This window comes from Algoriphagus namhaensis, assembly GCF_042649705.1.
Classification (GTDB): domain Bacteria; phylum Bacteroidota; class Bacteroidia; order Cytophagales; family Cyclobacteriaceae; genus Algoriphagus; species Algoriphagus namhaensis.
Window position 1 is genome coordinate 1,889,341 of sequence record NZ_JBHRZS010000007.1, and the last position, 22,216, is coordinate 1,911,556.

Annotated in this window: 15 protein-coding genes; 7 read left to right on the forward strand and 8 right to left on the reverse strand. The window is 42.4% G+C overall.

The genetic code is table 11. The annotated features are described in order from the left end of the window. The first annotated feature begins 166 nt into the window (after positions 1 to 166). Positions 167 to 619, forward strand: a complete 453-nt coding sequence (locus ACFOSV_RS16560; protein ID WP_377907161.1) for a YciI family protein — start codon at positions 167 to 169, stop codon at positions 617 to 619. On the opposite strand, the gene ACFOSV_RS16565 is transcribed toward ACFOSV_RS16560, so the two are convergent. Further along, positions 620 to 3,457: a PD-(D/E)XK nuclease family protein gene (locus ACFOSV_RS16565; protein ID WP_377907162.1), complete on the reverse strand. Its 2,838-nt coding sequence runs from the start codon at positions 3,455 to 3,457 to the stop codon at positions 620 to 622. Beyond that, positions 3,450 to 6,701 carry a UvrD-helicase domain-containing protein gene (locus ACFOSV_RS16570; RefSeq protein WP_377907163.1) on the reverse strand — a complete coding sequence of 1,084 codons (3,252 nt, stop codon included), beginning with the start codon at positions 6,699 to 6,701 and terminating at the stop codon, positions 3,450 to 3,452. Before ACFOSV_RS16570 ends, ACFOSV_RS16565 begins: the two co-directional genes overlap by 8 nt. Positions 6,702 to 6,875: 174 nt before the next feature. Here ACFOSV_RS16570 and ACFOSV_RS16575 point away from each other — a divergent pair, with 174 nt between their 5' ends. Beyond that, positions 6,876 to 9,035, forward strand: coding sequence for an alpha-glucuronidase family glycosyl hydrolase (locus tag ACFOSV_RS16575; protein ID WP_377907164.1), 2,160 nt, complete (start codon positions 6,876 to 6,878; stop codon positions 9,033 to 9,035). A 4-nt stretch (positions 9,036 to 9,039) separates the two neighbouring features. Here ACFOSV_RS16575 and ACFOSV_RS16580 read toward each other — a convergent pair whose 3' ends face one another. Beyond that, positions 9,040 to 9,876: an alpha/beta hydrolase gene (locus ACFOSV_RS16580; protein WP_377907165.1), complete on the reverse strand. Its 837-nt coding sequence runs from the start codon at positions 9,874 to 9,876 to the stop codon at positions 9,040 to 9,042. 195 nt (positions 9,877 to 10,071) lie between these two features. Here ACFOSV_RS16580 and ACFOSV_RS16585 point away from each other — a divergent pair, with 195 nt between their 5' ends. Further along, positions 10,072 to 11,304 carry a serine hydrolase domain-containing protein gene (locus ACFOSV_RS16585; RefSeq protein WP_377907166.1) on the forward strand — a complete coding sequence of 411 codons (1,233 nt, stop codon included), beginning with the start codon at positions 10,072 to 10,074 and terminating at the stop codon, positions 11,302 to 11,304. A 59-nt stretch (positions 11,305 to 11,363) separates the two neighbouring features. Here ACFOSV_RS16585 and ACFOSV_RS16590 read toward each other — a convergent pair whose 3' ends face one another. Continuing rightward, complete coding sequence (locus tag ACFOSV_RS16590; protein ID WP_377907167.1) at positions 11,364 to 11,759, reverse strand: alkyl hydroperoxide reductase; 396 nt, start codon at positions 11,757 to 11,759, stop codon at positions 11,364 to 11,366. Positions 11,760 to 11,892: 133 nt separating this feature from the next. Continuing rightward, a complete protein-coding gene (locus tag ACFOSV_RS16595; RefSeq protein WP_377907168.1) occupies positions 11,893 to 12,726 on the reverse strand; it encodes a 1,4-dihydroxy-2-naphthoyl-CoA synthase in 834 nt (277 codons plus the stop codon). Between the two features lie 82 nt (positions 12,727 to 12,808). On the opposite strand from ACFOSV_RS16595, the gene ACFOSV_RS16600 reads away from it, so the two are divergent. The 3 genes from ACFOSV_RS16600 to ACFOSV_RS16610 all read left to right on the forward strand — a co-directional run bounded on the left by ACFOSV_RS16600 (position 12,809) and on the right by ACFOSV_RS16610 (position 15,790). Continuing rightward, positions 12,809 to 13,882 (forward strand): AMP-binding protein, encoded by a 1,074-nt coding sequence (locus tag ACFOSV_RS16600; RefSeq protein ID WP_377907169.1) that lies wholly within the window; start codon positions 12,809 to 12,811, stop codon positions 13,880 to 13,882. Then, positions 13,879 to 14,724 (forward strand): hypothetical protein, encoded by an 846-nt coding sequence (locus ACFOSV_RS16605; RefSeq protein ID WP_377907170.1) that lies wholly within the window; start codon positions 13,879 to 13,881, stop codon positions 14,722 to 14,724. The genes ACFOSV_RS16600 and ACFOSV_RS16605 overlap by 4 nt, the downstream gene beginning before the upstream one ends. A gap of 61 nt (positions 14,725 to 14,785) precedes the next feature. Further along, entirely contained in the window at positions 14,786 to 15,790 is a 1,005-nt protein-coding gene (locus ACFOSV_RS16610) for a toll/interleukin-1 receptor domain-containing protein (RefSeq protein WP_377907171.1), read from the forward strand. Here the strand turns inward: ACFOSV_RS16610 and ACFOSV_RS16615 are convergent. Together ACFOSV_RS16615 and ACFOSV_RS16620 are read right to left on the reverse strand one after the other, a co-directional pair. Continuing rightward, positions 15,787 to 16,557: an XRE family transcriptional regulator gene (locus ACFOSV_RS16615; protein WP_377907172.1), complete on the reverse strand. Its 771-nt coding sequence runs from the start codon at positions 16,555 to 16,557 to the stop codon at positions 15,787 to 15,789. The genes ACFOSV_RS16610 and ACFOSV_RS16615 overlap by 4 nt on opposite strands. After that, positions 16,554 to 16,811 carry a hypothetical protein gene (locus ACFOSV_RS16620; protein ID WP_377907173.1) on the reverse strand — a complete coding sequence of 86 codons (258 nt, stop codon included), beginning with the start codon at positions 16,809 to 16,811 and terminating at the stop codon, positions 16,554 to 16,556. Before ACFOSV_RS16620 ends, ACFOSV_RS16615 begins: the two co-directional genes overlap by 4 nt. Before the next feature lie 237 nt (positions 16,812 to 17,048). Between ACFOSV_RS16620 and ACFOSV_RS16625 the strand changes: the two genes are divergently transcribed. After that, a complete protein-coding gene (locus tag ACFOSV_RS16625) occupies positions 17,049 to 19,814 on the forward strand; it encodes an outer membrane beta-barrel protein (RefSeq protein WP_377907174.1) in 2,766 nt (921 codons plus the stop codon). Between the two features lie 88 nt (positions 19,815 to 19,902). Here ACFOSV_RS16625 and ACFOSV_RS16630 read toward each other — a convergent pair whose 3' ends face one another. Continuing rightward, positions 19,903 to 22,149, reverse strand: coding sequence for a Tex family protein (locus ACFOSV_RS16630; protein WP_377907175.1), 2,247 nt, complete (start codon positions 22,147 to 22,149; stop codon positions 19,903 to 19,905). Between the last annotated feature and the right edge of the window lie 67 nt (positions 22,150 to 22,216).

Consider the following 22,216-nt stretch of genomic DNA (forward strand, 5'->3'; position numbering starts at 1 on the left):
TGGCAAAATTGAAGCCAAAAATGAATTGTAAATTTTATTCGGGAAGTCCGATTTTTTTATCACTTCTTCAAAAAATTAATTTCTAAGCTTACCCTTGTCTTTCTCTGAACGGTTTGCAGAAGAATGTTTTTTCTTAACTTTTGCTCTACAAACAAAATTCAGCACCATGAAAAAAATCATCCTTCCGCTCCTTCTTTTCATCTGTATTTCCACTGCTACTTTTGCCCAAGATAAATACGACCCTCAGCTTGCCGAAGAACTTGGAGCAGATGAATATGGAATGAAAAAATATATTGTTGCATTTCTCTATCGAGGCAACAAAGTTGCCGAGTATTCGGAAGAGGAAAGAGCCAAGTTTCAAGAAGGTCACATGGCGAATATTGGCAGACTTGCCCAAGAGGGAAAAATGGTTTTGGCGGGCCCATTTTTTGGGAATGAGGAATTGCGAGGTTTGTTCTTCTTTGATGTGGAAAGCATAGAAGAGGCAGAAGCTTTGACCAATACCGATCCGGCTATTCAAGCAGGAATTCTGAAAATGGACCTGAAGGAATGGTATGGTTCGGCAACCTTGGGAATGCTAATGGAAATGCACGAAAAGGTGGCTAAGGTCATCATGTAATCAGCGATCACAAATTTCCTTGTATGCACAGAACCTACACTTTTCTAATTCTGTAGTCTGATCAAAAGGTACCTTTGGATCGAAAATTTCCTCAAGGAGATGACGAAGCTCATTTTCAAATTCATCTCTAATCTGTAGATAATCCTCAATCTCTTCCTTTTCCATGATCAAAAAAGGACTGAATTTGGGATCATAAATCTCCTTAACATTGAAAATGGCAGGTTTGAGCGGAATTTGATTGGACGGATAAGCATATTGATAAAAGAAGGCGTACAACATGGTCTGCATAGCCGCCTTGTTTCGTTTTTTATCCTCTCTATCAAAAAGGGATATAATTGAAGGGACTTTCTTTTCATCCTTTCCTGTTTTGTAATCAATCAGGCGGATCACCCCGTCTTTCTGATCCACTCGGTCTATGAAGCCTCCGAGACGAACTTCCTGAGCACCATTGGGCGTATCAATCGTCAAGCCAGATTTGTACTCCCCTTCAAGTGTTAAGACCCTGAAATCACCGTTCTTTTGATCATAGTCTAAAATAGCTTTCAGATACTTCCTGAATATCGATCGAGCGATTAGTAATTGACCACTTAAATTACTCTCATCGAGCTTTTCAAGTTTGTAAAAATCGGCTATTGCTGCATCCACAGCCGCTGGAATCCCCAATTTCAATCTATCGATGGCCTGGGGAGTGACATCCAAATATCCTGTTTTCGGATCCACTTTATATAGTAGCTCAATGGCTTTATGCAGCATGGTACCAAAGGTCATCGGATCAATTTCCGTGACTACCTCTTCTTTTTCCTTTAATCCTGCGATGTATCGGAAATAAAATCGAAGTCTACAGTCCAAATAGGAATTCAAAGCAGAGGCTGAAAATTGCTGCTGGTATCCTTCTTCTGAATCATTTTTGTAATAGGTTGCCAGTTTCTTGAGAACCTCCTCGGTTTTTTCAACTCGAATCTCCTTGGATCTCGTAAGATCCACCGGCACCAAAACAGGTTCTGGCTTCGAAGTACCAAGCTCTACTTGCATTTGCTGCATAAATCTACTCATCTCCCCTGCCTTACCTTGATCAGAAGCCGTGGTATAAATTAAATGCACTTCCTCAGCCTGATGCAGCAATCGGTAAAAGGTGTAGGCATAAATAGCGTCATTTTGCTCCTGCACAGGTAATCCGAAGGCCCTACGCAGATTAAAAGGAATCATGGAATTGATTCCACTACCTGGAGGAAAACTCCCTTCATTCACATCACAGATGATCACACGGCGAAAGTCAAGATTTCGAGACTCGAGAACCCCCATAAATTGCAATCCTGCGAGTGGCTCCCCGTCAAATGGTAATTTGATCTCCCGAAATATCTGCCTAAACAGCTTTAAGTAAAAATCAGCAGTCACCTTACCGGGCGAATTACTTTTGAAAATCTCTCGGATTCGAGTCAATTGCTTAAAAGCCTGATAGAGGTAACTTCGCTGAATGGGATCTTCATCCAAGTCGGTAGCCAAACTTTGCATTATCTCACCCAGATACTCGAATAAGGATTCTGCCGAGACCTTTTGAAAAACCAGCTCAAACATCGGACCTCCTAGCACTAAACGATCCTTTGCTACCTCCACGATATTGGTTTTTTTAATCTCGAGGAGAAGATTAGCTACAAAACCCTGTTCATTGGACTTCCAATAGGGAAAGGTCAAAAGATCCGTCACTGGTTTATGATAAAAAGACACCTTCCCTTCCCGTTCTTTTACATAGCGCTGCAGGTCGAGTATTGCATCTAAAAAGGTGAAAATAGGCGCATTTCGAATAGGATAACCCATGGTTACATTGAGCTGATCGATGCCTTCTGGTACCGCGTGCAAAGCCGGGAAAAGTAATTGCTCATCAGGAAGAATGACCACCGTCTCATCTAATGCCTCGTTTGGATTAAGGTCTTCCAAAATCTTCCCTACCAAATTGGCTTGATTGATTTTCAAAGGGATAGAATAGGACTTGATTTTACTCGCTTTGTTTCTGATTTGATCTGGGATGACTTCTGGAAATGTGGGACCAAGTACCTTGTCTTTTTGATATTGTCTGAAAAACAAACCTGCTTCTTGTCTTTCATCATTCAAATAATATTGATCAATATCCCAGTAAATCTCTGCCTCAAACTCTTTGATGAAATGCTTGATGAGCTTTTCTTCAGTCAGGGTAAACGCATTGAATCCCAGAAAAATATGTTGCTTTTTGGGCCTTTGAGTTTCTTCAAGTTGCTCTACCACTTGACGGTAGATTTTCCCAGTGTATGCCATACCAGAAACCTCTAAATTGGCTTGGAACTTTGTATACAATTGCTCCAAAATTTGCCAGAAACGCAGAAATTTCTCTTTTTCTTCAAGCCTTTGCTGGCTAAAAGATTTCCAGAACTGGGAGATCAAAGCCACCTGCTCAGCACTCAAATAGCTCAAATCAGATTCCAATTCCTTGATATCAGCCAAATTACGATAGACCAATTTGGCGTCAGCCAGGAACTGGTCCATATCATTGAAATCCTTCAAAATCAGCTCACCCCAGAAATAAAACCGATCAAAGTCTTCTGGATCAGGTTGCAAGGATTCGTAAACACGGTACAATTCAAAAATCAGGGTTAAGTCATCTGCCGGACTTTGTCCTGCCAGTTCATAAAACACCTGCTCAATGGTTTTGACCTCAGGCATCCAAGTGGGCTTATCTATCAGCGAACCCAAATGCTGGGTAAAGAACAAGCCAGCCCGTCGGTTTGGAAGAACCACCACGAGTTCCTCCATATTTTTGCCAGACGCAAGTATTTCAGCCGCGGTATTCTTTAAGAAACTATTCATGAACGGAGATTATTTCAGTTGGATCCAAATAGCATACATAGCCCTTGACCGGTAGTTGAGTTAAGTTACGAGTCAAATCCATGTATTCCTTTACTTGTTTTTGATGGACATCTTTCTTTTCCCCGGTTTTGAAATCAATAACCAATGCCTCGTTTGGACCGATCAAAATTCGATCAGGTCTTTTTTGTTTGCCTCCCGGCAATAGAATCCCCTGCTCTGCCATCACCTGAAAATCGGATTGGTACCATTGCACAAACTCTGGAGTCAAAAAAAGATTTTCCAACTGAGTTTTAACTTGTACTGCAGTCTCTTCATCCAGCCTACCCTCGAAAGTCATTTGCTGCAGCAAATTCATGGCATGCTCTCCAGTTTTTGCTTCTTCTAAAATTTCGTGAACCAAAAGGCCTAATTTCCGCTGAGCTCGAGCAGAAACTCCATTTTCAGAAAAATCCCAAGCGTATTCTCGGGTCTTCAATTTTCCTGACCAAGCAACAGATTCCCACCTAATAGCCATAGCAAGGTTATTTTGAGTAACTCTTGCTGATTTAAGATTTGAGGTTTCCCCCCAATCAAAGACCAAAGCTTCTTGATCCCAATATTTTTTTGACTCTAATTCAATACTCGTAAAACCTGTACTAAATAGCTGATAAAGAAGATTTCCTGTTCGCTTTAAAGAAACTTTTCCAGCTTTGGTCTGGGTGAAATCTGCAAAGCCAAAAATCTGCTCCTCCGCCCGGGTAAATGCAACATAAAGCATATTCAAACTGTCCAGGTAAGCCAATCTAACCTCCTTTTGATACAAATCCTGGAAAGCGGAGTCTTGAAGGATACTGGTATGGGTAAGAGGTAAAACGGTCTTCAACTGTTCTGATACATCATATTCACTCCAAAGAATAGGAGCCTGTGTTTTATCTGCTACCATCTGCCAGTCCAAGTAAGGCATGATCACCACTTTAAACTGCAACCCCTTGGCCTTGTGAATCGTCAAAATCCGCATGGCATCATGGTCCTCTGGAATCTTGACGGTTCGTTTCTGATGATTGAGCTCCCACCAGTCCAAAAATCCTTGTAAGTCCGCTCTGTTCTTTTTCACAAAATCGAATGCCGCTTCTTTAATCCCGGAAACATAGGCCAAATCAATTTCCGCATCGAGCAAATCTGAAAAACTCAAAATCTCTTCAATAAGCTCCATTAAGGGCATTTGAAGCCAAGTTTTTAGATTTTTATTTAGCTCTATTTGTTTGACTTTAAGTTCGGAAGGCAAAGAGTTTTTTTCGAATAACTCATGCGAATAGCTGATTCCATGGATTAGCGAATAGTAATACCAAAAGGTTTTCAGAGGGACATTATCTGCAGGGTTGGCCAGATATTGCAACAAAGCCACAACCGCCTTCACTGCTGCCGATTTGGAGACAAAAAGTGAATCCTCCGAAAGTACATCGAAACGGTAGTTGGATTCAGGATGATCTTGGCCATAACTCATCAATTTATCAGCTATGTCCGCCCCTTGATCATTTTTTCGGACCAGAAAGGCGATGTCTCGCAGCGCATAGCCCTGATCTTGTAACTGCATCACCAGACCCGGTAACTTGTCCAAAACCGTGTCATCACTTTCCTCTTCATCCTCCTCTTCGGCGGCATAGGAGGTGCGAGACTCCTTTTGCTTAAATTCTAACCTAATTCTCCCCTTAAAGTCCAATAGACGCTTTTTCTTGGGGACTTGCTGCGCGACATCCTCATAAGCATCTCCCAATAAATTCTCTGAATCAGTCGAATATTCAGTCTCCATGGCCCCCTGCATCAACTCAGGAAATACCCCAAACAATGCATTATTAAAGTCAATAACCTTAGGGAGGCTTCTAAAATTGGTTTCCAATTTTTTGACTTGATGATAGGCTTCTTGAATCTGTTCTTGAACTTCGTTCAAAAGTAATTCTAATCTTCCCCCTCTCCAACGATAAATCGACTGCTTCACATCACCCACGATGAGATTTGTATTCATACTTCCAAGTGAGTTTACAAGCAAAGGCTTGAAGCTAGACCATTGAAATTCAGAGGTATCCTGAAATTCGTCAATTAAGAAATGTTGATATTGATTGCCAATTTTTTCATAAATAAATGGAGCTTCATTGTCTGAAGTGATTCCTTTCAAGAAATCATTTACATCAGAAATCAGCAAAATCCCCTCCTCCTCCTTAAGGTCACGTAATTCATTGAGCAGATTGCTAAAAACCCCGAAAGCATTCAGGTTTTTCGACAAGGCCTGTATTGTATTCCATCTCGTAAGTAGGGGAGGTAATTTAAAAATCAGGGCAATTAGACCTTCATTTGCCGCTTGTTCGATAGCAGCGGCATGAATACTGGTCTTAGTAAACCAATTTTGAGCATCTGGAAGGTTTTGCTTCATTGGCTCTGTAAGTGCTGGAATAGGCTTGTTTGAATCCGTGCCTACCTGACCAAATCGTTTGGCAAAAGAATTATTCCCGCCCTTGAAATCAATCCATTCCAAACCAAATCGTAAGCGAATCTCCTCTGCCTCCTTTTTGATCGCCTCTGCCTCTTGCAAAATCAGTGCGCGATCCAGTTGTACTTTCTTTCGAAAATCAGCCAAAAATCCCTCCTTGCCGATTGTTTGATTGAAAAGGGCTTGGTGTACCTTGAATTTTTCCTGAAAAATCTCTGTGCCTAGGCCCTTGATACCATTTCGTATATCCCAGCTTTTCCCATCTTCGATCTGCTCCTCGGCATATGCCACCAGCCAGTTTAGCAGAGACTTATCTTCCGCTACCTTTTCTACGATTCGATCCACGAGGCGCTCCAAAACCGCACTTTGATCCAATTCCAACTCGAATTTTGCCTGCAAATCCATTTCTCTAGCAAAGGATCGGATCACTCGTTGGAAAAAGGAATCAATCGTACTTACGGCAAAATATCCATAACCATGCAGGATATCCAACAAGGTTTCCCGACTGCGTTTTTGGAGTTCATCCGCATCACAATTCAAAGCGATCATCAGCTGCTCATCCAGAAATTCCTCTGGCCGAATCTCGCGACTCAAGCGTGCCAAAACCTCCAGAATCCGCTCCTTCATCTCTTGGGTGGCTTTATTGGTAAAAGTTACCGCTAGAATTTGCTTAAAAGTATGGCTCGAACGAAGAGCCAGCTTTAGGTATTCCAATGTCAAGGTGTAAGTTTTACCCGACCCCGCAGATGATTTGTAAATAATAAAAGGTTTTTGCTCCATCAGTCAAAAAATGAATAACCGAAGATAAGGAGGTGGTTTAAATTCCTGGCCATTCCAAAAGTAGATTGACAAAAAATGTCAGATTTAACGCCGTGAATCTTCATCAGATTCCGCTCAAATGTTTCTATTTGGTTTTAGAGATTTTCTCAGACAAATTGAAAATAAAAATCTACCGTGAGAATAGCACTTCTTCTTTTCTTTACCCTCATCCTTGTATTGCCAACTCAAGCAAATGACGGCTACAAGCTTTGGCTAGATTATCAGCCAATTGAGAATTCTACCTTAAAGGACGAGGTAGGAGAACTCATGAATGGTATCTACCTTTTTGACCAGGGGCCTACATTCGAAATCATCCAAAGCGAACTTTCTTTGGCAAGTGAAAAGATGCTTGGAGCATCGATAGACTTTAAGAAAATCAATAGGGAAAAATCACTTCTATGGATAGGTACACGAGAACAGCTATTGCCTTTCCTTTCTGCATCCCTGGAAAGCGAAATAAAGAATTTGGGAGAAGAAGGGTATTGGATGGGAATGATCGAAAGCGACGGAGCAAAGCACTTTACCATCGTGGGGAATCAGCCCGTTGGAACTCTCTACGGAGTCTTTAATTTTCTACAAAACATCCAAAAAGGAACTTTTGATAAAAATACATTAATATCTGATTATCCGAAGGTTAAAATTCGTATGCTCAACCATTGGGATAATCTTGACAGAACCGTAGAACGAGGCTATGCAGGCTTCTCAATTTGGGACTGGCACAAGCTTCCTGAGTACATAGATCCTAAATACAAAGACTATGCACGAGCCAATGCATCCATAGGAATCAATGCGGTTTCCCTTACGAATGTAAATGCAAACGCTCTTGTCCTGACGACGGATTTCATGAAAAAGGTGAAGGTACTTGCTGACCTTTTCAGACCCTATGGAATTAAAGTTTATCTGACTGCAAGATTTTCTGCACCAATGGAAATCGGAGGGTTGGAAACCGCCGACCCTTTGGACCCAGAAGTACAAAGTTTTTGGCAAAAGAAAACGGATGAAATCTATTCATTCATCCCGGATTTTGGTGGATACCTAGTCAAAGCAAATTCGGAGGGACAACCAGGGCCTCATGAGTTTGGAAGAGATCATTCACAAGGCGCAAACATGCTTGCAGAGGCGCTTGCTCCCCATGGAGGTTTGTTAATCTGGCGAGCATTTGTGTATTCGCATGAGGTGGACGAAGATCGTCACAAACAAGCCAACCTCGAATTTATCCCACTAGATGGGAATTTCCGTGATAATGTTATTCTCCAAGTGAAAAATGGAGCGATTGATTTTCAGCCTCGAGAGCCTTTTCACCCACTATTTGGGGCAATGAAGGAGACCCAAGTTGGCATGGAGTTTCAGATCACCCAAGAATATCTAGGACAGGCCACCCAGCTTGTGTTTTTGGCTCCAATGTGGGAAGAAGTGCTAAAATCCAAAACCTTTCGACCCACAGCAAACTCCACCGTTTCAGAGATAATTCAAACTCCTGTCTCCCCTCGGCAAGTCACTTTGATGGCTGGAGTATCCAATATTGGAAATGAAAGAAACTGGACCGGACATCTATTTGCCCAAGCCAATTGGTTTGCTTTTGGAAAGCAAGCTTGGAATCCAGAGATCAATTCAGATCAAATAAGTGAAGATTGGATTAAATTGACTTTTGGTCAAACTCAAGAGTTAGTATCCAAAATCAACCAGATAATGCTCCCCTCCCACGAGGCTGCGGTAAACTATATGACTCCACTAGGTCTGCACCACATTATGGGAAGAGGTCACCATTACGGCCCAGGGCCTTGGGTCACTGGAGGAAGAGCGGACTGGACATCACTTTACTACCATCGCGCTGATAGCTTGGGAATCGGCTTTGACCGAACTAGTTCTGGGAGCAATGCACTGTCTCAATATGCTCCTGAAATCGCTAATAATTGGTCAAATACTTCTCAAATCCCAGAGAAGTACCTGCTATGGTTTCATCATGTGCCCTGGGATTTCAAGATGAAATCTGGAAAAACACTATGGAAAGAAATCGCATTACATTACGATCAGGGTGTAAAAAGCGTAGCTGAAATGCAAAATATTTGGGCAAGTTTAGAAAATGACCTTGATGCAGAAAGATGGGATCACGTCAATCAATTGCTTGCAGTTCAAAGAACTGAAGCAGAATGGTGGAGAAATGCCTGTTTGCTTTATTTTCAGACTTTTTCCCAGCGACCATTTCCCGCAGAAATTGAACAGCCAGCCGGAGATTTGGACTATTTCAAAAGCTTGAGTTTTCCATTTGCGCCAGGAATTAGACCTAGCTGGTAAATGTTCAAACCCTTTCTACAATCCAATTCAAAATGACTTCTTTGACTTCATCCCGGTCAGTGTCGTTAATCAGTTCGTGATATCCGCCAGGAAAAGTCTTTAAGGTTTTATCAGATGAAATTGCTTTATCAACTAAGATTTCAGAGCCTTTCGGATTTGTGAGTCCATCTGCCGATCCATGAATGATCAAAAGCGGAAGATCAAACTGATTAGCTTTATCCTGAATCATTCGCATCATACTCAGGAGTTCATTGCCAGTGCGTGCAGGAATCGGATCTGTATAGTTCAGAGGATCATTCAAATATTTGTCTACTTCCTCTGGAATTCTTGAAATTTTGCTCGCATCTAATTTTAAGGCCTTAAACCTGGGGAAATATTTACTCATCAATCCACCTATTGCGATCAGGAATTTTGATGTTCCTTCGGCCTCTTTAATCGCTGGTGAGCTAAGGATTATTCCTCTTGCCTCAGGCTTATAATCCAAAACGTATGACGCCACCAATCCCCCACCCATGCTGTGGCCATAAATGAAAGCAGGTACACCTTGCACATAACTTTTTACTTTGCCAAAAAGGGTATCAATATCTTTCAAGTAATCTCGATATGATTCAAAAAAGGCGTCAGGCTTATCATCAGCAGATTTTCCATGACCTCTCCCATCAAATGTAAAAACGGATACTCCAGCCTCAACCAACTTTTCAACCAAATGAACATATCGAGAACTATGCTCTCCAAGTCCATGAACCAGAAGTAAACTCGCCTTGGGCGAATCACTCATCCATGCTTGTAGGTACAACTTCTTCCCATCATGGGTATCATAAGTGGTTTCGAGGTGTTTCATTCGTTTATTTTTTACTTGTCTATGGCGGCCTTGTTTACTTGAGAGAGGTAGAAAATCGCGCCTGCTCTTTTCATTTATCCAGTGGACTTTCGGGTTCGGCTCGAATTCATTTGTTCAAATTAGGAAAAAGCATGAAAAGTGAATTAAATTCAAGCAAATTGTATACGAACCAAACTAACCTTAAATCCCATTTTCATGATAAAACTATACCTCAAATTTTTAATTGTACCCCTATTTATCCTTAGTACGGGGAGTTTTGCGCAAACCATTGCTGAAAGACACCATGCCACCACCTCCATTTCTGTCGATCGCCTAGGAAGATACGATGCATTTATTGAAAACGAAGTTGATGAAGGCAGATTAGCCGGAGCTGTGACTTTGATCTACAAGGATGGAAAGAAAGTGCATGAGAATACCATTGGTTATTCAGATTTAGAAGCGAAAAAAGAAATGGCGCTTGATCAGATTTTCTTTATCCAATCTATGACCAAACCTATCATTACCACGGCATTTATGATGCTTTATGAAGAAGGGCATTTTCAGCTAAATGACCCCTTGTATCGCTATTTACCAGAATTCAAGGATGTGATGGTAGCAAAAGACCCAATGCTAGGAACCGAAGGAGGCCTCGAGCCTGCAAAGTCTCCCATCCGCATCCATCAGTTGATGAGTCACACCGCAGGCTTATCGCATGGTCTTGGTAGATCCAAAGTGGACGAAGAGGTTGTGCAGGGCATTTACTACACACCTCATAAAGACATCGCTTCGAGAGTTTCTGCTTACGCAAAGCTGCCGCTGTACGCGCATCCAGGTGAAATTTGGTACTATTCTGCGTCTCCTGATATTTTGGCTCGATTGATTGAAGTTTTCTCAGGTCAAACGGTTGAAGAGTTTCTGAACGAAAGACTTTTTGAGCCTTTAGGCATGAAGGATACCGGCTATAACCTTAACGAAGAGCAACAGCAGCGAATGGCCACCCTACACACCTATGACGAAGAGGGGAAACTTATCAAAGCCCCACGGCAAACCCCAACTTCAGGCAATACAGTCTTTGCTGGAGCCAATGCCTTGTTTTCCACAGCTCAGGATTACGCGACTTTTGCCCAAATGCTGCTAAATGAAGGTGAATGGAATGGCAAACGATACTTAAGCCCTAAGACTATCGAGATCATGACCATGAATCAAATTGGAGAGATCAAGCGAGATCCGGGACAAGGTTTTGGATTTGGTTTTGGAGTTACAACAGATTTGGCTGACGCAAAGTCTTTAGGTTCAGAAGGGCAATACTATTGGAGTGGAGCTTATTGCACCTATTTTTTCGTCGATCCGAAAGAAAACCTCATTTCAATCATGATGACTCAAACGGCACCTTTCAGTGGCTACTACGATCAAAAAATGAAGCAATTTGTCTATCAGGCCATTGAGTAGGATTTTGGGGATTTCTCCCAAAAAAGAAAACAATAAGTGAATAAAGAGAGAAATGGCAATTAAAGTTGCCATTTCCATTTTCTAGCCTCATTTAAAATAAGGAAAAAAGGAATCCACCAGATCAGATCATTAGTGATTAGTGTGTATCCAAATGAACCGGGAACAACCCCGTTCAAATAATTAAACACAAAACCTAAGGGTCCAAAAATTTTCCCAAGAAAGCCTACAGCCACTATGGGCCAATGCTTGACAGGATTTGCTCCAGCCCACCAATAGCCCAATCCGTAAACACCAATCACCATTCCCATCCCTTGCCAGATCATGGGATGAACCGGCTCTGCCATTCCAGTCAGCTGAAAAAACTGAAGAGGAAAAAGTACCACCCATGCTCCCCAAAGCAAATTGTAAACTGCAGCGATTCGCATTACGGATTTCATCCAAGGCTTACTATTCATTATTTGATCTTTTGTATAGGGAATAAAAAAGACCTGAAATTGTTTTCAGGTCTTCGATTATATCTACGTATAAACCAAACGGTCAACGCTATTTAGGGAAGTACAAAGTACATTCCTCAGCCTTCATGCTCCCTTAAGGAATCCACTTATTCTTACCGAAATTAGGCTTTCTTTTCTCCAAAAATGCATTTCTACCTTCCTTAGCTTCCTCAGTTCCATACGCAAGTCGTGTCGCTTCTCCGGCAAAAACTTGTTGGCCAACCATGCCATCATCAGTCAGATTCATCGCAAATTTCAGCATTTTGATGGAAGTTGGAGACTTAGCTAGAATTTCTTGGGCCCACTCATAGGCAGTTGACTCAAGTTCAGCATGTGGGATTACGGCATTCACCATACCCATTTCATAGGCATCCTGAGCAGAGTAATTCCTACCTAGAAAGAAGATCTCGCGAGCTTTCTTTTGCCCCACCATTTTGGCTAAATAAGCCGAACCATAACCCGCATCAAAGCTGGTTACATCTGCGTCCGTCTGCTTGAAAATGGCATGTTCCTTACTTGCCAAGGTTAAATCGCAAACGACATGCAGCGAATGACCTCCACCTACAGCCCAGCCCGGTACCACAGCGATCACCACCTTGGGCATGAATCGAATTAGTCGCTGAACCTCCAGAATATTCAAGCGGTGATAGCCATCTTCGCCCACATAGCCTTGCTCACCACGCGCCTTTTGGTCACCTCCAGAACAAAATGCCCAGCCACCATCCTTTGGTGAAGGCCCTTCCCCGCTCAAAAGGATCACACCGATAGATGTGTCTTCTTGTGCGTCATAAAAAGCGTCGTAAAGTTCAGAAGTAGTTTTTGGGCGGAAAGCATTACGGACTTCTGGTCGATTAAAGGCAATACGAGCCACACCGTTACATTTTTTGTAAGTGATATCTTGGTATTCTTTGGCAGTGATCCAGTTCATGGGTATGTTTTTTTGTCTCAAAATTAACTGAGTCCCTTCTAAAATGTTGATTAACTTAGAACTCAATTCAGACCAAATTTAGATGTTTCAGCTTCGAATAGAAGATAAAATTTTACAAAGTGTTGCCGATTTTGAAGCTTGCCCTGAGTTATCAGAGATTTGGGCACAGGAAACTATCCGTTTTTGTTTGGCTTGGCTCAAGGGTGAAAAGACCTTTTCCCTTCAAACCAGCGGTTCCACGGGAAAGCCCAAGGTCATTCGCGTAAGTCGCCAACAAATGGAGGCTAGTGCCCAAGCGACTCGGAGTTTTCTGGGTACGGGTAAAAACTCGAGAATTCTCAATGCTCTAAATCCAGAATATATTGCTGGAAAAATGAATCTGGTAAGGGCTATGGTCTGGAAATGTGCGATACTCTGTGAATCACCCAGCAATCATCCTATTGGCAAGTCTGGATTGGAGTTTCGTCCCACTTTCGTGACTCTAGTACCGACCCAAGTCATCGAATTACTGCATAGACCCCAAAAAAAGGACAGCATCAAGCACCTACTCATTGGAGGCGCTCCACTTTCCGAAAGTCTAAAAAAGGAAATTGCTTCCAGCGGTATTCCTGCATGGCAAACCTATGGAATGACCGAGACCGTATCGCATATCGCTCTTGCGCGGATTACTCAGTTCCCGCTTCGATATCACACTCTTCCCCGGGTAGAAATAGGCGTTTCGGAGGAGGATGCACTTTGGGTCAGATGCTCCATGAGCAACGGTGAAAAGATCCAAACCAAGGATCGAGTGCAATTAGTATCGCCAACAGAGTTTTACTGGAAGGGTAGATTGGATTTTGTAATTAACTCCGGAGGAATTAAGCTTCATCCTGAAGAGTTAGAGTTGAAAATGGAGTCCATCATCCATGAATTTTTTCCAGATGTTGAATTTTTTCTGGCAAGTGAAAAAGACGAAAAACTTGGTGAAAAACTGGTTATTTTGATCGAAGGCCCAAAAATCGATTCAAAAATAAATGCAGTTTTTTTCAGCAAATTAAAATCCGCACTTCAAAAATTTGAGGTTCCCAAAGAGCTCTATTCAATCAGTCAATTCAGTCGGACTCCTTCAGGAAAGATCAATCGGAAAGCAACCTTAGCACAACTTGGTTTGAATTGATTTCACCCAAATTTCGAGAGGAATCCAGAGAGACCACTTTTCTCCAAAAAGCAGTACTTTTGCATCAAATTAGAATTATGGAATTTGATAAAGACCTTATTACTGGGTTAGAAATAGAATACGATTCGGGCAGTATCCCTCCTCCTTTTAGCAATGTATATCGATTGGTTTTGGATTGGAGCACAGAGGATTTGACTGCTGAGTTGATCCTTCATTACACCGATCGAGAAGAATTATCCGAGCAAGAAATTTTAGATGAGGGTTTTACCCTTGAGGACGACTACTCCGCCACTTTGACACTAGACTCGGCTTGGAAGCAGCCTGTTTTTCGGCTTTTGAAGGCCACTAAGTGGAATTCAAAGCAATTGAAGGATGAAGGGATTTCTCTGGCTCTGATTGAAAAAGATCAGAAAGATTCAAAACCGAAAATCCCTGTAGATCAAGAAGGCTGGAAGCTAATGGGGCAGGACCTTATTCAGGCCATTTATGAGACTAATAAAAAAGAAGCTCCTCTTCAAATTCAATTCAGAGTGGCAGATTCCGACTCAATCAAAGACGGAAAAATAACAGTGCATTTTTCAAGCAGAAAAGTTTTATTCCTATCTGGGCAAATCCAACGTGAATTAAACTGGGAATACGCGATCCAGTTAATGAAATTGATTTTTATGCCTGATTACAACTATGAGATAGCCAAAGAAGAAGCGGGCAAAAAGCGTGGGGTTTACCTAGAATGTGGTGATGGATTTTGGCATGAATTAGGAAAAGGAGTAACCAATATTGATTCGGATTATGATGCGGTCTCTAAAATGCGTGAAGGTTTTGAGGCTTTATTGAAAGACTGATTTAAATTTTTACATAATCACCTGATTTCTTTATATTTATGAATAGAAATCAGGTTTTTTTATGTCCTATAATAAAATTTTTGTCAGCTACAGACGGCAGGATGCCTCTGGTGAAGCAGGAAGATTGGTAGACAATCTTGAAGAGGTATTTGGATCGGAGGCCGTTTTTTTGGACGTCGAAACACTTGAAGCAGGACTAGACTTTGTCCAAGCCATTGATCAGGCCCTAAATAATTGCAAGGTGCTGATCGCTATTATTGGGCCGCACTGGGCCAATATCAAAGATGCAGATGGTAATCTGAGACTTTTCAATGAGGGAGATTTTATCCGAATTGAAATATCAGCTGCCCTTGAGCGAGATATTCGGGTGATCCCGGTCCTCGTAAATGGAGCCAGAATGCCAAGTGATTCAGAATTGCCCGAAGAGCTCAAAGCACTCAATCGCAGACATGCCCACGAGCTAAGCAGCTCCAGATGGAAATACGACACCGATCAGCTCATCGCTGTACTTTCTAAAATCATTGAACCCCAGAAAAAGCCCGTCAATCCGGAGCCTATCCGACCCAGACCCATTCCTCAGCCTAAACAGAAGGGATGGTTTGCAAAAAACTACCTCTGGGTTTTGGGGATTTTCGTGGTACTGATTGTACTGTTCGCGCTTGGAAGTGAGGATTTCCAAGAAGGATATGAAGACGGTCTTGCTGCTAGCTCAACAGAGTATGCTGTTATCCCCCCTCCAGTTAGCAATGATCAAGAATCCCGAGAAAGCGCGACGATGACAGGTAATTGGTCTGTTTATCTCAACGGAGAAAAGGTCAGCACATTTGTAATGACTACCCTTGAAGATGGAGTGGAGTTTACCGAATACGATTTGATTAACAACAATGTAGGAAATGGCATGGGCTACCGAGAAGGAAATCAACTCTTCCTTGACTACTACAATACCACAGAGGACGTAGTTGGGGAGTTTTATCTTACCACAGGAAACCAAGGCGTAACTTGGGAAGGCCTAGCTTCATTTCCATCCATTCAGGTGGAAACCAACATAACTCTTCGTAAAGATTAACCTTTGATCCTTTTCAGATCTGCCTGAATATCTTGAATCATTTCTCCTAAATCCTCCAGACTTAGGGGCTTCTTCTTATCTCCTGGGTTGGGAAAGTCCGTGCTGATGAAGGCTTTGGCCTCCCATACTTCCAACACATCGTCCCCTCTCACTTCGTAAGGCTTGTAGTGTTCATTATCAGAAACCAAAAATAGCTTCCCGTTATCCTCCAAATAGTTAAATACACGCTTGTATACCACTCCCTCAGTCTGGGTAACTAGTATGTAGGTTTTCCCACTTTTGATCTGATGGAGCTGGTCTACGTAGCTTCCAATGACAATTGTACCAGGAACCAAAGGCAACATGGAGTCCCCAGCCAATTCGAAAGCTCGATAACTCGCATTTTTAGATAAAGTGGGAATCTGGAACTGCTGTAAACCTTCCATATACTCCGGATCAGCATAGCCATTCAGGTAGCCTGCTGAGGCTTTTTGCCCTACCAAAAGGATATTTTCTTTTTCCTCATCTGCCGCTATGGTTAGGATATTCAATTTTCGCTTCTGGCTAGCCTTCCTACCTTTTTTCTCTATATCATGAAATATCAATTCATCCAACCCTACATCCAGAATCTCAGCAAGCTTCTGCAAGGTTAAAAGTTTTGGCTCGGATCTGCCATCCTCATAGGCGGATATCATAGTGCGCTGTACGGCAAGCTGCTCAGCCATCTCCGACTGAGTGATGCCTTTTTGCTTTCGCAGCAAACGAAGATTTGACGCAAGAAAACTCATGCCGAAAAGAGATAAAAGTTTTTGTCTTCAGGCTCAGGAGCTACAGGAAAAAAGGGATTAATCGCCCTTGATGCCTCTCGACGACGCTCCAGCTTTTGCTGAATTACTTGAATGATATCTCCAACCGGCTTGGGCTCATCCACCAAAAGATATCCGTATTGAGGATGTGTTTCATCTTCTACAAAAAACTTCACTTGGCAATTTCCGCTTGCTAGTTGCTTCGTGGTGATGTTGATTTTCTGATCCTGACTCATAGCTCTATGATTTAATTACCCTAAGATAAATGTTATTTTTATAAACAATCAAGTGTTGATTAAAATAACATTTTATTCTGACGAAAGTTGTCGCTAATTCAAGATTTACATGATCGGCGTACTCCTATACCACCAATTTACCTTTCAGCAAAAATCAAAAAACTAATTGAACAGGAGCTTGTTTTTTTGTTAGTAAAGTGAATTCATGCTAGACCTAGCAAGCTGAAAACCAACTAAATGAAGACTTTTATTATCTTTTTATTGCTGAGTTTAACCGTCACCACCGGCTTTGCTCAGCGCTATTCCATTACCGGCAAAGTCATTGATGTCGCTGACAGTAAATCAGTACCAAATGCTACTATCTTACTTTTGAGCGTAGTAGATTCCTCTCAGGTTGATGGGATTATTTCTGATTTTGAAGGAAACTTTGAGATCCCGGATGTACGAGAAGGTGAATATATTTTTAAGGTTCAATATCTGGGCTATCAAAATTATTTCCGCCTTCTACAAGTCACTAATGACCTGAATCTGGGAACAATTAGATTGCGAGAAGAGGCTACGGACCTAAGCGAGGTGACAGTATCTGCGCGTAGAGCTACCGGAGAGCAACGTGGTGATACCACAGCATTTAATGCCAATGCATTTAAAACCATGCGTGATGCAAGTGCGCAAACGCTCATAGAAAAACTCCCAGGAGTAGCCAATGAAGACGGGACCCTTCAGGCCCAAGGAGAGGCAATCACGCAAATTTTGGTAGATGGTGAGCCCTTCTTTGGAGGGGACGTGAAAGCCGCCTTGCAAAACCTGCCAGCCGAAGTAATACAAAGCATTGAAATTTTTGATCAGCTGAGTGAAAAGGCCCGTCTCAGCGGCTTCGACGATGGGGAGCGGATAAAAACCATCAATATCATCACAAAGCCCGAAAGCCGAAAAGGCCAGTTTGGCCGGGTCTCTGCTGGCTATGGTACTGACGATCGATACCTAGTTGGGGCCAGTGTAAACGCCTTCGATAATGACCGAAGGATCACTTTTACAGGCTTATCGAATAATATCAATATCACCGATTATACAGCCGACCCAAATGCTCAAAATAATTCGCGGCCTCAAAATGGGATAATTGATACCCATTTGATTGGAGTTAACTTTTCAGATAAATGGGGAGATAAAATCAAAATTTCTGGAAGCTACCTATTCAGCAGAAGAGAAAACTTTGGGCAGGAAAAAATCTTCCGTGAGTTTGTTACGAATGACAACTCTAATCAATTTTACGATGAATTAAACGAGGAAACCCGAATCAACAATCGTCATCAATTTGATATGCGATTTGAATATGATATAGATGAGCGAAACCGAATCGTGTATATCCCAAGGTTTTCAGCACAGTTTGAAGATGAGCGATCTTCTTTCTCAGGAGTAACTAGCGACGGAACCGACCTCATTAATACGGTGGAAAATTCACGAACGGCAAGAAACGAGAGTTACGATCTCTTCAATAGGATTTTTTATAGTCATAAATTCAAAAAGCCCGGAAGAACTTTATCCGTTAGAGCGCGAACGGGTAATAACTCTGATACCGATCGAGCGGTAAGAACAGCCACAAATGAGTTCTTTGTACCTGAATTCCGGACAGAAGTCATCAATCAGCAAATCAATAGGGATCGAACTGGATTTTCTTGGGAAACCGGAATATCCCTCACCGAAGCCCTCAGTGAGCGAAGTCAGATAGAATTGGAATATGAAATAGGGAATCGAATCAATGATTCCGATCAATTGATTTTTGATATCAGTAGTGAAGACCCAGGCAATGTCGATTTTATGTTGGACACAGCATTGAGTAATACTTTTGATAGCAAATTTTTAAGCCAAGAAGTGGAACTTGGATACCAATATCAAGGAGAAAAAGTACAGATTCAGGTAGAGGGTCAATATCAGAATGCCAAATTGGATAATACCCAAGGGTTTCCTATACCATTCGAATTGGATCGTGTGTTCCAAAGCTTCCAACCTTCTTTCCGTTTGGATTACAAAATTTCTCAAAACACCAATCTGGAATTTGACTATGATACCCGGACGAATGAGCCCGACCTAAGACAACTCCAACCCGTGGTGGATAATACAAATCCCACACAACTTTATGTAGGTAACCCTGATTTGGACCAAGCATATACGAACAGACTTCGTTTGAGATTCAGAAGTAATAATCCCAAGACGGATGAAAGCTGGTCACTTTGGTCACAGGCAAGATTTACCAATAATGCCATTGTGAATAGTTCATTTATCGCTCAGGAACCTACAGAAATTCAGGAAGGGATTATTCTTGACCCAGGTTCTCAGCTCTTTCAGCCGGTAAACGTACAGGGGCAGTTTGATTTTAGATCTTGGATGAGCTATGGAGTACCGGTAGATTTTATCAAATCAAATCTAAGACTAAGCATGAGCTCCGGGATTAGTAAGCGACCTACCCTTGTCAATGGAGAAAGTGGCTTCAACAATAGCACAAGGCTCTCTCCGGGAATTTCGATCAGCAGTAATATCAGTGATAAAATTGATTTTAACTTCCGAACAAGATTCTCCTTTAATAATGTCAAAAACACCATCAATCCTGACCTAGACAATCAATTCTACAATCAGAATGTACGCTTTAATTTCAATTGGATCATCTGGGAAGGAATCGTCTACAGAATGGACATATCTCATCAGGTAAACAAAGGACTGTCTGATGGCTTCGACAATAATTTCACATTGGTGAATATGAGTGTTGGTAAGAAGATATTCAGAAATCAAAGAGGGGAAATCAGCATCAATGCCTATGACCTCTTTAAGCAAAACAATAATATTCGAAGAAATATCACCGAGTCATTTATCGAAGACGTCCAGACTAATGTATTGCAGCGCTATTTTATGCTCACTTTCACATACAATATCCGTCGATTCAGTAAGGGAATGGACATGGACGACTATAATGAAATGATGGGAAGTGGCCAACCTGGAAGAAGGGATTGATTTTAGGATTTCATGTAAAAGATAAACGAGAAAACACCCAATTATTGGGTGTTTTCTCGTTTAAAAGTTTCCATCTTAGCAAAGGGGTTTACCCTCCAAATTTCCCTTTCAGCTGCTGAAGCTTATCTGCTAAAGAAGCCTCAGCTTCTCTTTTTTGAGCTTTAGCCGCAGGCTTCTTTTCCATCTTTTTGCCTCGATCGGCAAAAGGGTCTGCTTTCATGCTCAGGCCGATTCGTTTTCGAGGAATGTCGATTTCGGTCACCGTCACGTTCACTTTTTGATTGACTGAGACAATCTCGTTTGGATCTTTCACAAAACGATCTGCCAACTGGCTCAAATGAACCAAACCATCCTGATGCACTCCGACATCCACAAAAGCCCCAAAAGCCGTGATATTGGTCACCACACCCGGTAACTTCATCCCAACCTTGAGGTCGGACATACTATTGACGCTTTCTTCAAAAGCAAAAACTTCAAATTGCTCCCTTGGATCTCGACCAGGCTTGGCTAGCTCCTCCACAATATCTCGAAGTGTAGGTAACCCAACTGTATCTGAAACATAGTCCTTCAGCCGAATCTTCATGCGCAACAGGTCCGACTTGATTAATTCATCTACCGAGCTATTTAAGTCTTTGGCCATTTGCTGGACAAGTGCGTATCGCTCAGGATGAACAGCAGATCGATCGAGTGGATTTTGGCTGATTGCAATTCGCAAGAATCCTGCAGCCTGTTCATATGCCTTTTCCCCCAATCGAGGTACTACTTTAAGATCTTCCCTAGACTGGAAGGGGCCATGCTGATTTCTATGAGCTACTATATTCCCCGCCAAGACAGGTCCTAAGCCGGAGACATAGGCCAGCAATTCTTTGGAGGCAGTATTGAGCTCTACTCCCACACCGTTTACCGCAGACATCACCGTGTCGTCCAGTGAATTTTTCAGTGCTCGCTGATCCACATCATGTTGATACTGCCCCACTCCTATGGATTTTGGATCGATTTTGACAAGTTCCGCCAAAGGATCCATCAATCGCCTTCCAATCGAAACGGCACCTCTGACCGTAAGATCGAGATCCGGAAACTCTTCTCTAGCCACTTCTGAGGCAGAATAAATGGAAGCCCCGGCTTCATTAACCAAGGTGACGATGACCGATTTGGGAAGCCCTAGGCTTTTGACAAAAGTCTCTGTTTCCCGACCTGCCGTTCCATTGCCAATTGCAATGGCTTGAATCTTATGGCGTTCTACTAATCCCGAAATGCTCGCTGCCGCCTGCTGAGTTTGGCGCTGTGGTTCATGCGGGAAAATAGTCTCGTAATGCTGCAATTGTCCTTCGGGTCCTAGACATACCAACTTACATCCAGTACGAAATCCAGGGTCAATCGCCATCACAGAAGCTTGGGCTAGTGGTGCAGCCAAAAGCAATTGTCTGAGGTTTTCTGCAAAGACTTTGATCGCCTCCTCATCGGCTTTCTTTTTGGTGAGCAATCGGATTTCCGTCTCCATACTCGGTCGCAGAAGACGCTTGTAGCTATCCTTGATAGCAATTCTAACCTGCTCGATGGACTCATTGGCCCCATCAGCTAAAATCATTCGCTCCATCAAAGCGATCGCAGACTCCTCTTCCGGGGCAATATCTAAAAGTAAAAACAGTTCCTTTTCACCCCGTCTCATGGCCAAAACCCGATGAGATGGGGCTGTCTTGATGGGTTCGCTCCAATCGAAGTAATCCTTGTATTTGACTCCTTCCTTTTCCTTGCCCGTAATCACACGAGTTTTGAAAAACCCTTCGTTCAGGAATAATTCTCGCATTTTTGCGCGAAGGGCTGCATCCTCATTGACCCACTCCGCAATAATATCTCTAGAACCCTGAAGCGCAGCCTCCACATCGGCTACTTCCAGTTCTTCATTGACAAATTTCATAGCCTCCTCGGTTAAGTCTTTTGCTTCCTGCTGATAAATTAACTCAGCCAAAGGCTCTAGTCCCTTTTCTTTTGCGATGGTGCCTTTGGTGCGGCGCTTGGGTTTATATGGCAAGTAGATATCTTCCAGCGCAGACATAGTTTCAGCATTTTCCACGGCCTTTTTTAGTTCTGGGGTGAGCTTCCCCTGCTCTTCGATGGATTTTAGAACTGCTGCCTTACGCTTGTTCAATTCCTGCAATTGCTCAAATCGATCCCGGATATCAGCGACCTGTACCTCATCCAAGGTGCCTGTGGCTTCTTTTCTATATCGAGCAATAAATGGTACTGTGGCTCCGCCTTCCAATAAATCTAGCGTGGCTTGTACGTTTTTAGCATCTAGATTGAGATGGCTAGCAATTTCAAATGCGTAATTCATGTGGTAAATCTTAATTGGCTTCGCAAGATACAGCTCCGAAAGGGCTTTGAAAGGCAATATTTGCGAA

Coding starts and splice junctions, on each gene's coding strand:
- ACFOSV_RS16585 (WP_377907166.1), top strand. CDS start 10,072: ATGATAAAACTATACCTCAAATTTTTAATTGTACCCCTATTTATCCTT.
- ACFOSV_RS16595 (WP_377907168.1), bottom strand. CDS start 12,726: ATGAACTGGATCACTGCCAAAGAATACCAAGATATCACTTACAAAAAA.
- ACFOSV_RS16600 (WP_377907169.1), top strand. CDS start 12,809: ATGTTTCAGCTTCGAATAGAAGATAAAATTTTACAAAGTGTTGCCGAT.
- ACFOSV_RS16610 (WP_377907171.1), top strand. CDS start 14,786: ATGTCCTATAATAAAATTTTTGTCAGCTACAGACGGCAGGATGCCTCT.
- ACFOSV_RS16565 (WP_377907162.1), bottom strand. CDS start 3,457: ATGAATAGTTTCTTAAAGAATACCGCGGCTGAAATACTTGCGTCTGGC.
- ACFOSV_RS16630 (WP_377907175.1), bottom strand. CDS start 22,149: ATGAATTACGCATTTGAAATTGCTAGCCATCTCAATCTAGATGCTAAA.
- ACFOSV_RS16615 (WP_377907172.1), bottom strand. CDS start 16,557: ATGAGTTTTCTTGCGTCAAATCTTCGTTTGCTGCGAAAGCAAAAAGGC.
- ACFOSV_RS16625 (WP_377907174.1), top strand. CDS start 17,049: ATGAAGACTTTTATTATCTTTTTATTGCTGAGTTTAACCGTCACCACC.
- ACFOSV_RS16590 (WP_377907167.1), bottom strand. CDS start 11,759: ATGAATAGTAAGCCTTGGATGAAATCCGTAATGCGAATCGCTGCAGTT.
- ACFOSV_RS16560 (WP_377907161.1), top strand. CDS start 167: ATGAAAAAAATCATCCTTCCGCTCCTTCTTTTCATCTGTATTTCCACT.
- ACFOSV_RS16620 (WP_377907173.1), bottom strand. CDS start 16,811: ATGAGTCAGGATCAGAAAATCAACATCACCACGAAGCAACTAGCAAGC.
- ACFOSV_RS16570 (WP_377907163.1), bottom strand. CDS start 6,701: ATGGAGCAAAAACCTTTTATTATTTACAAATCATCTGCGGGGTCGGGT.
- ACFOSV_RS16580 (WP_377907165.1), bottom strand. CDS start 9,876: ATGAAACACCTCGAAACCACTTATGATACCCATGATGGGAAGAAGTTG.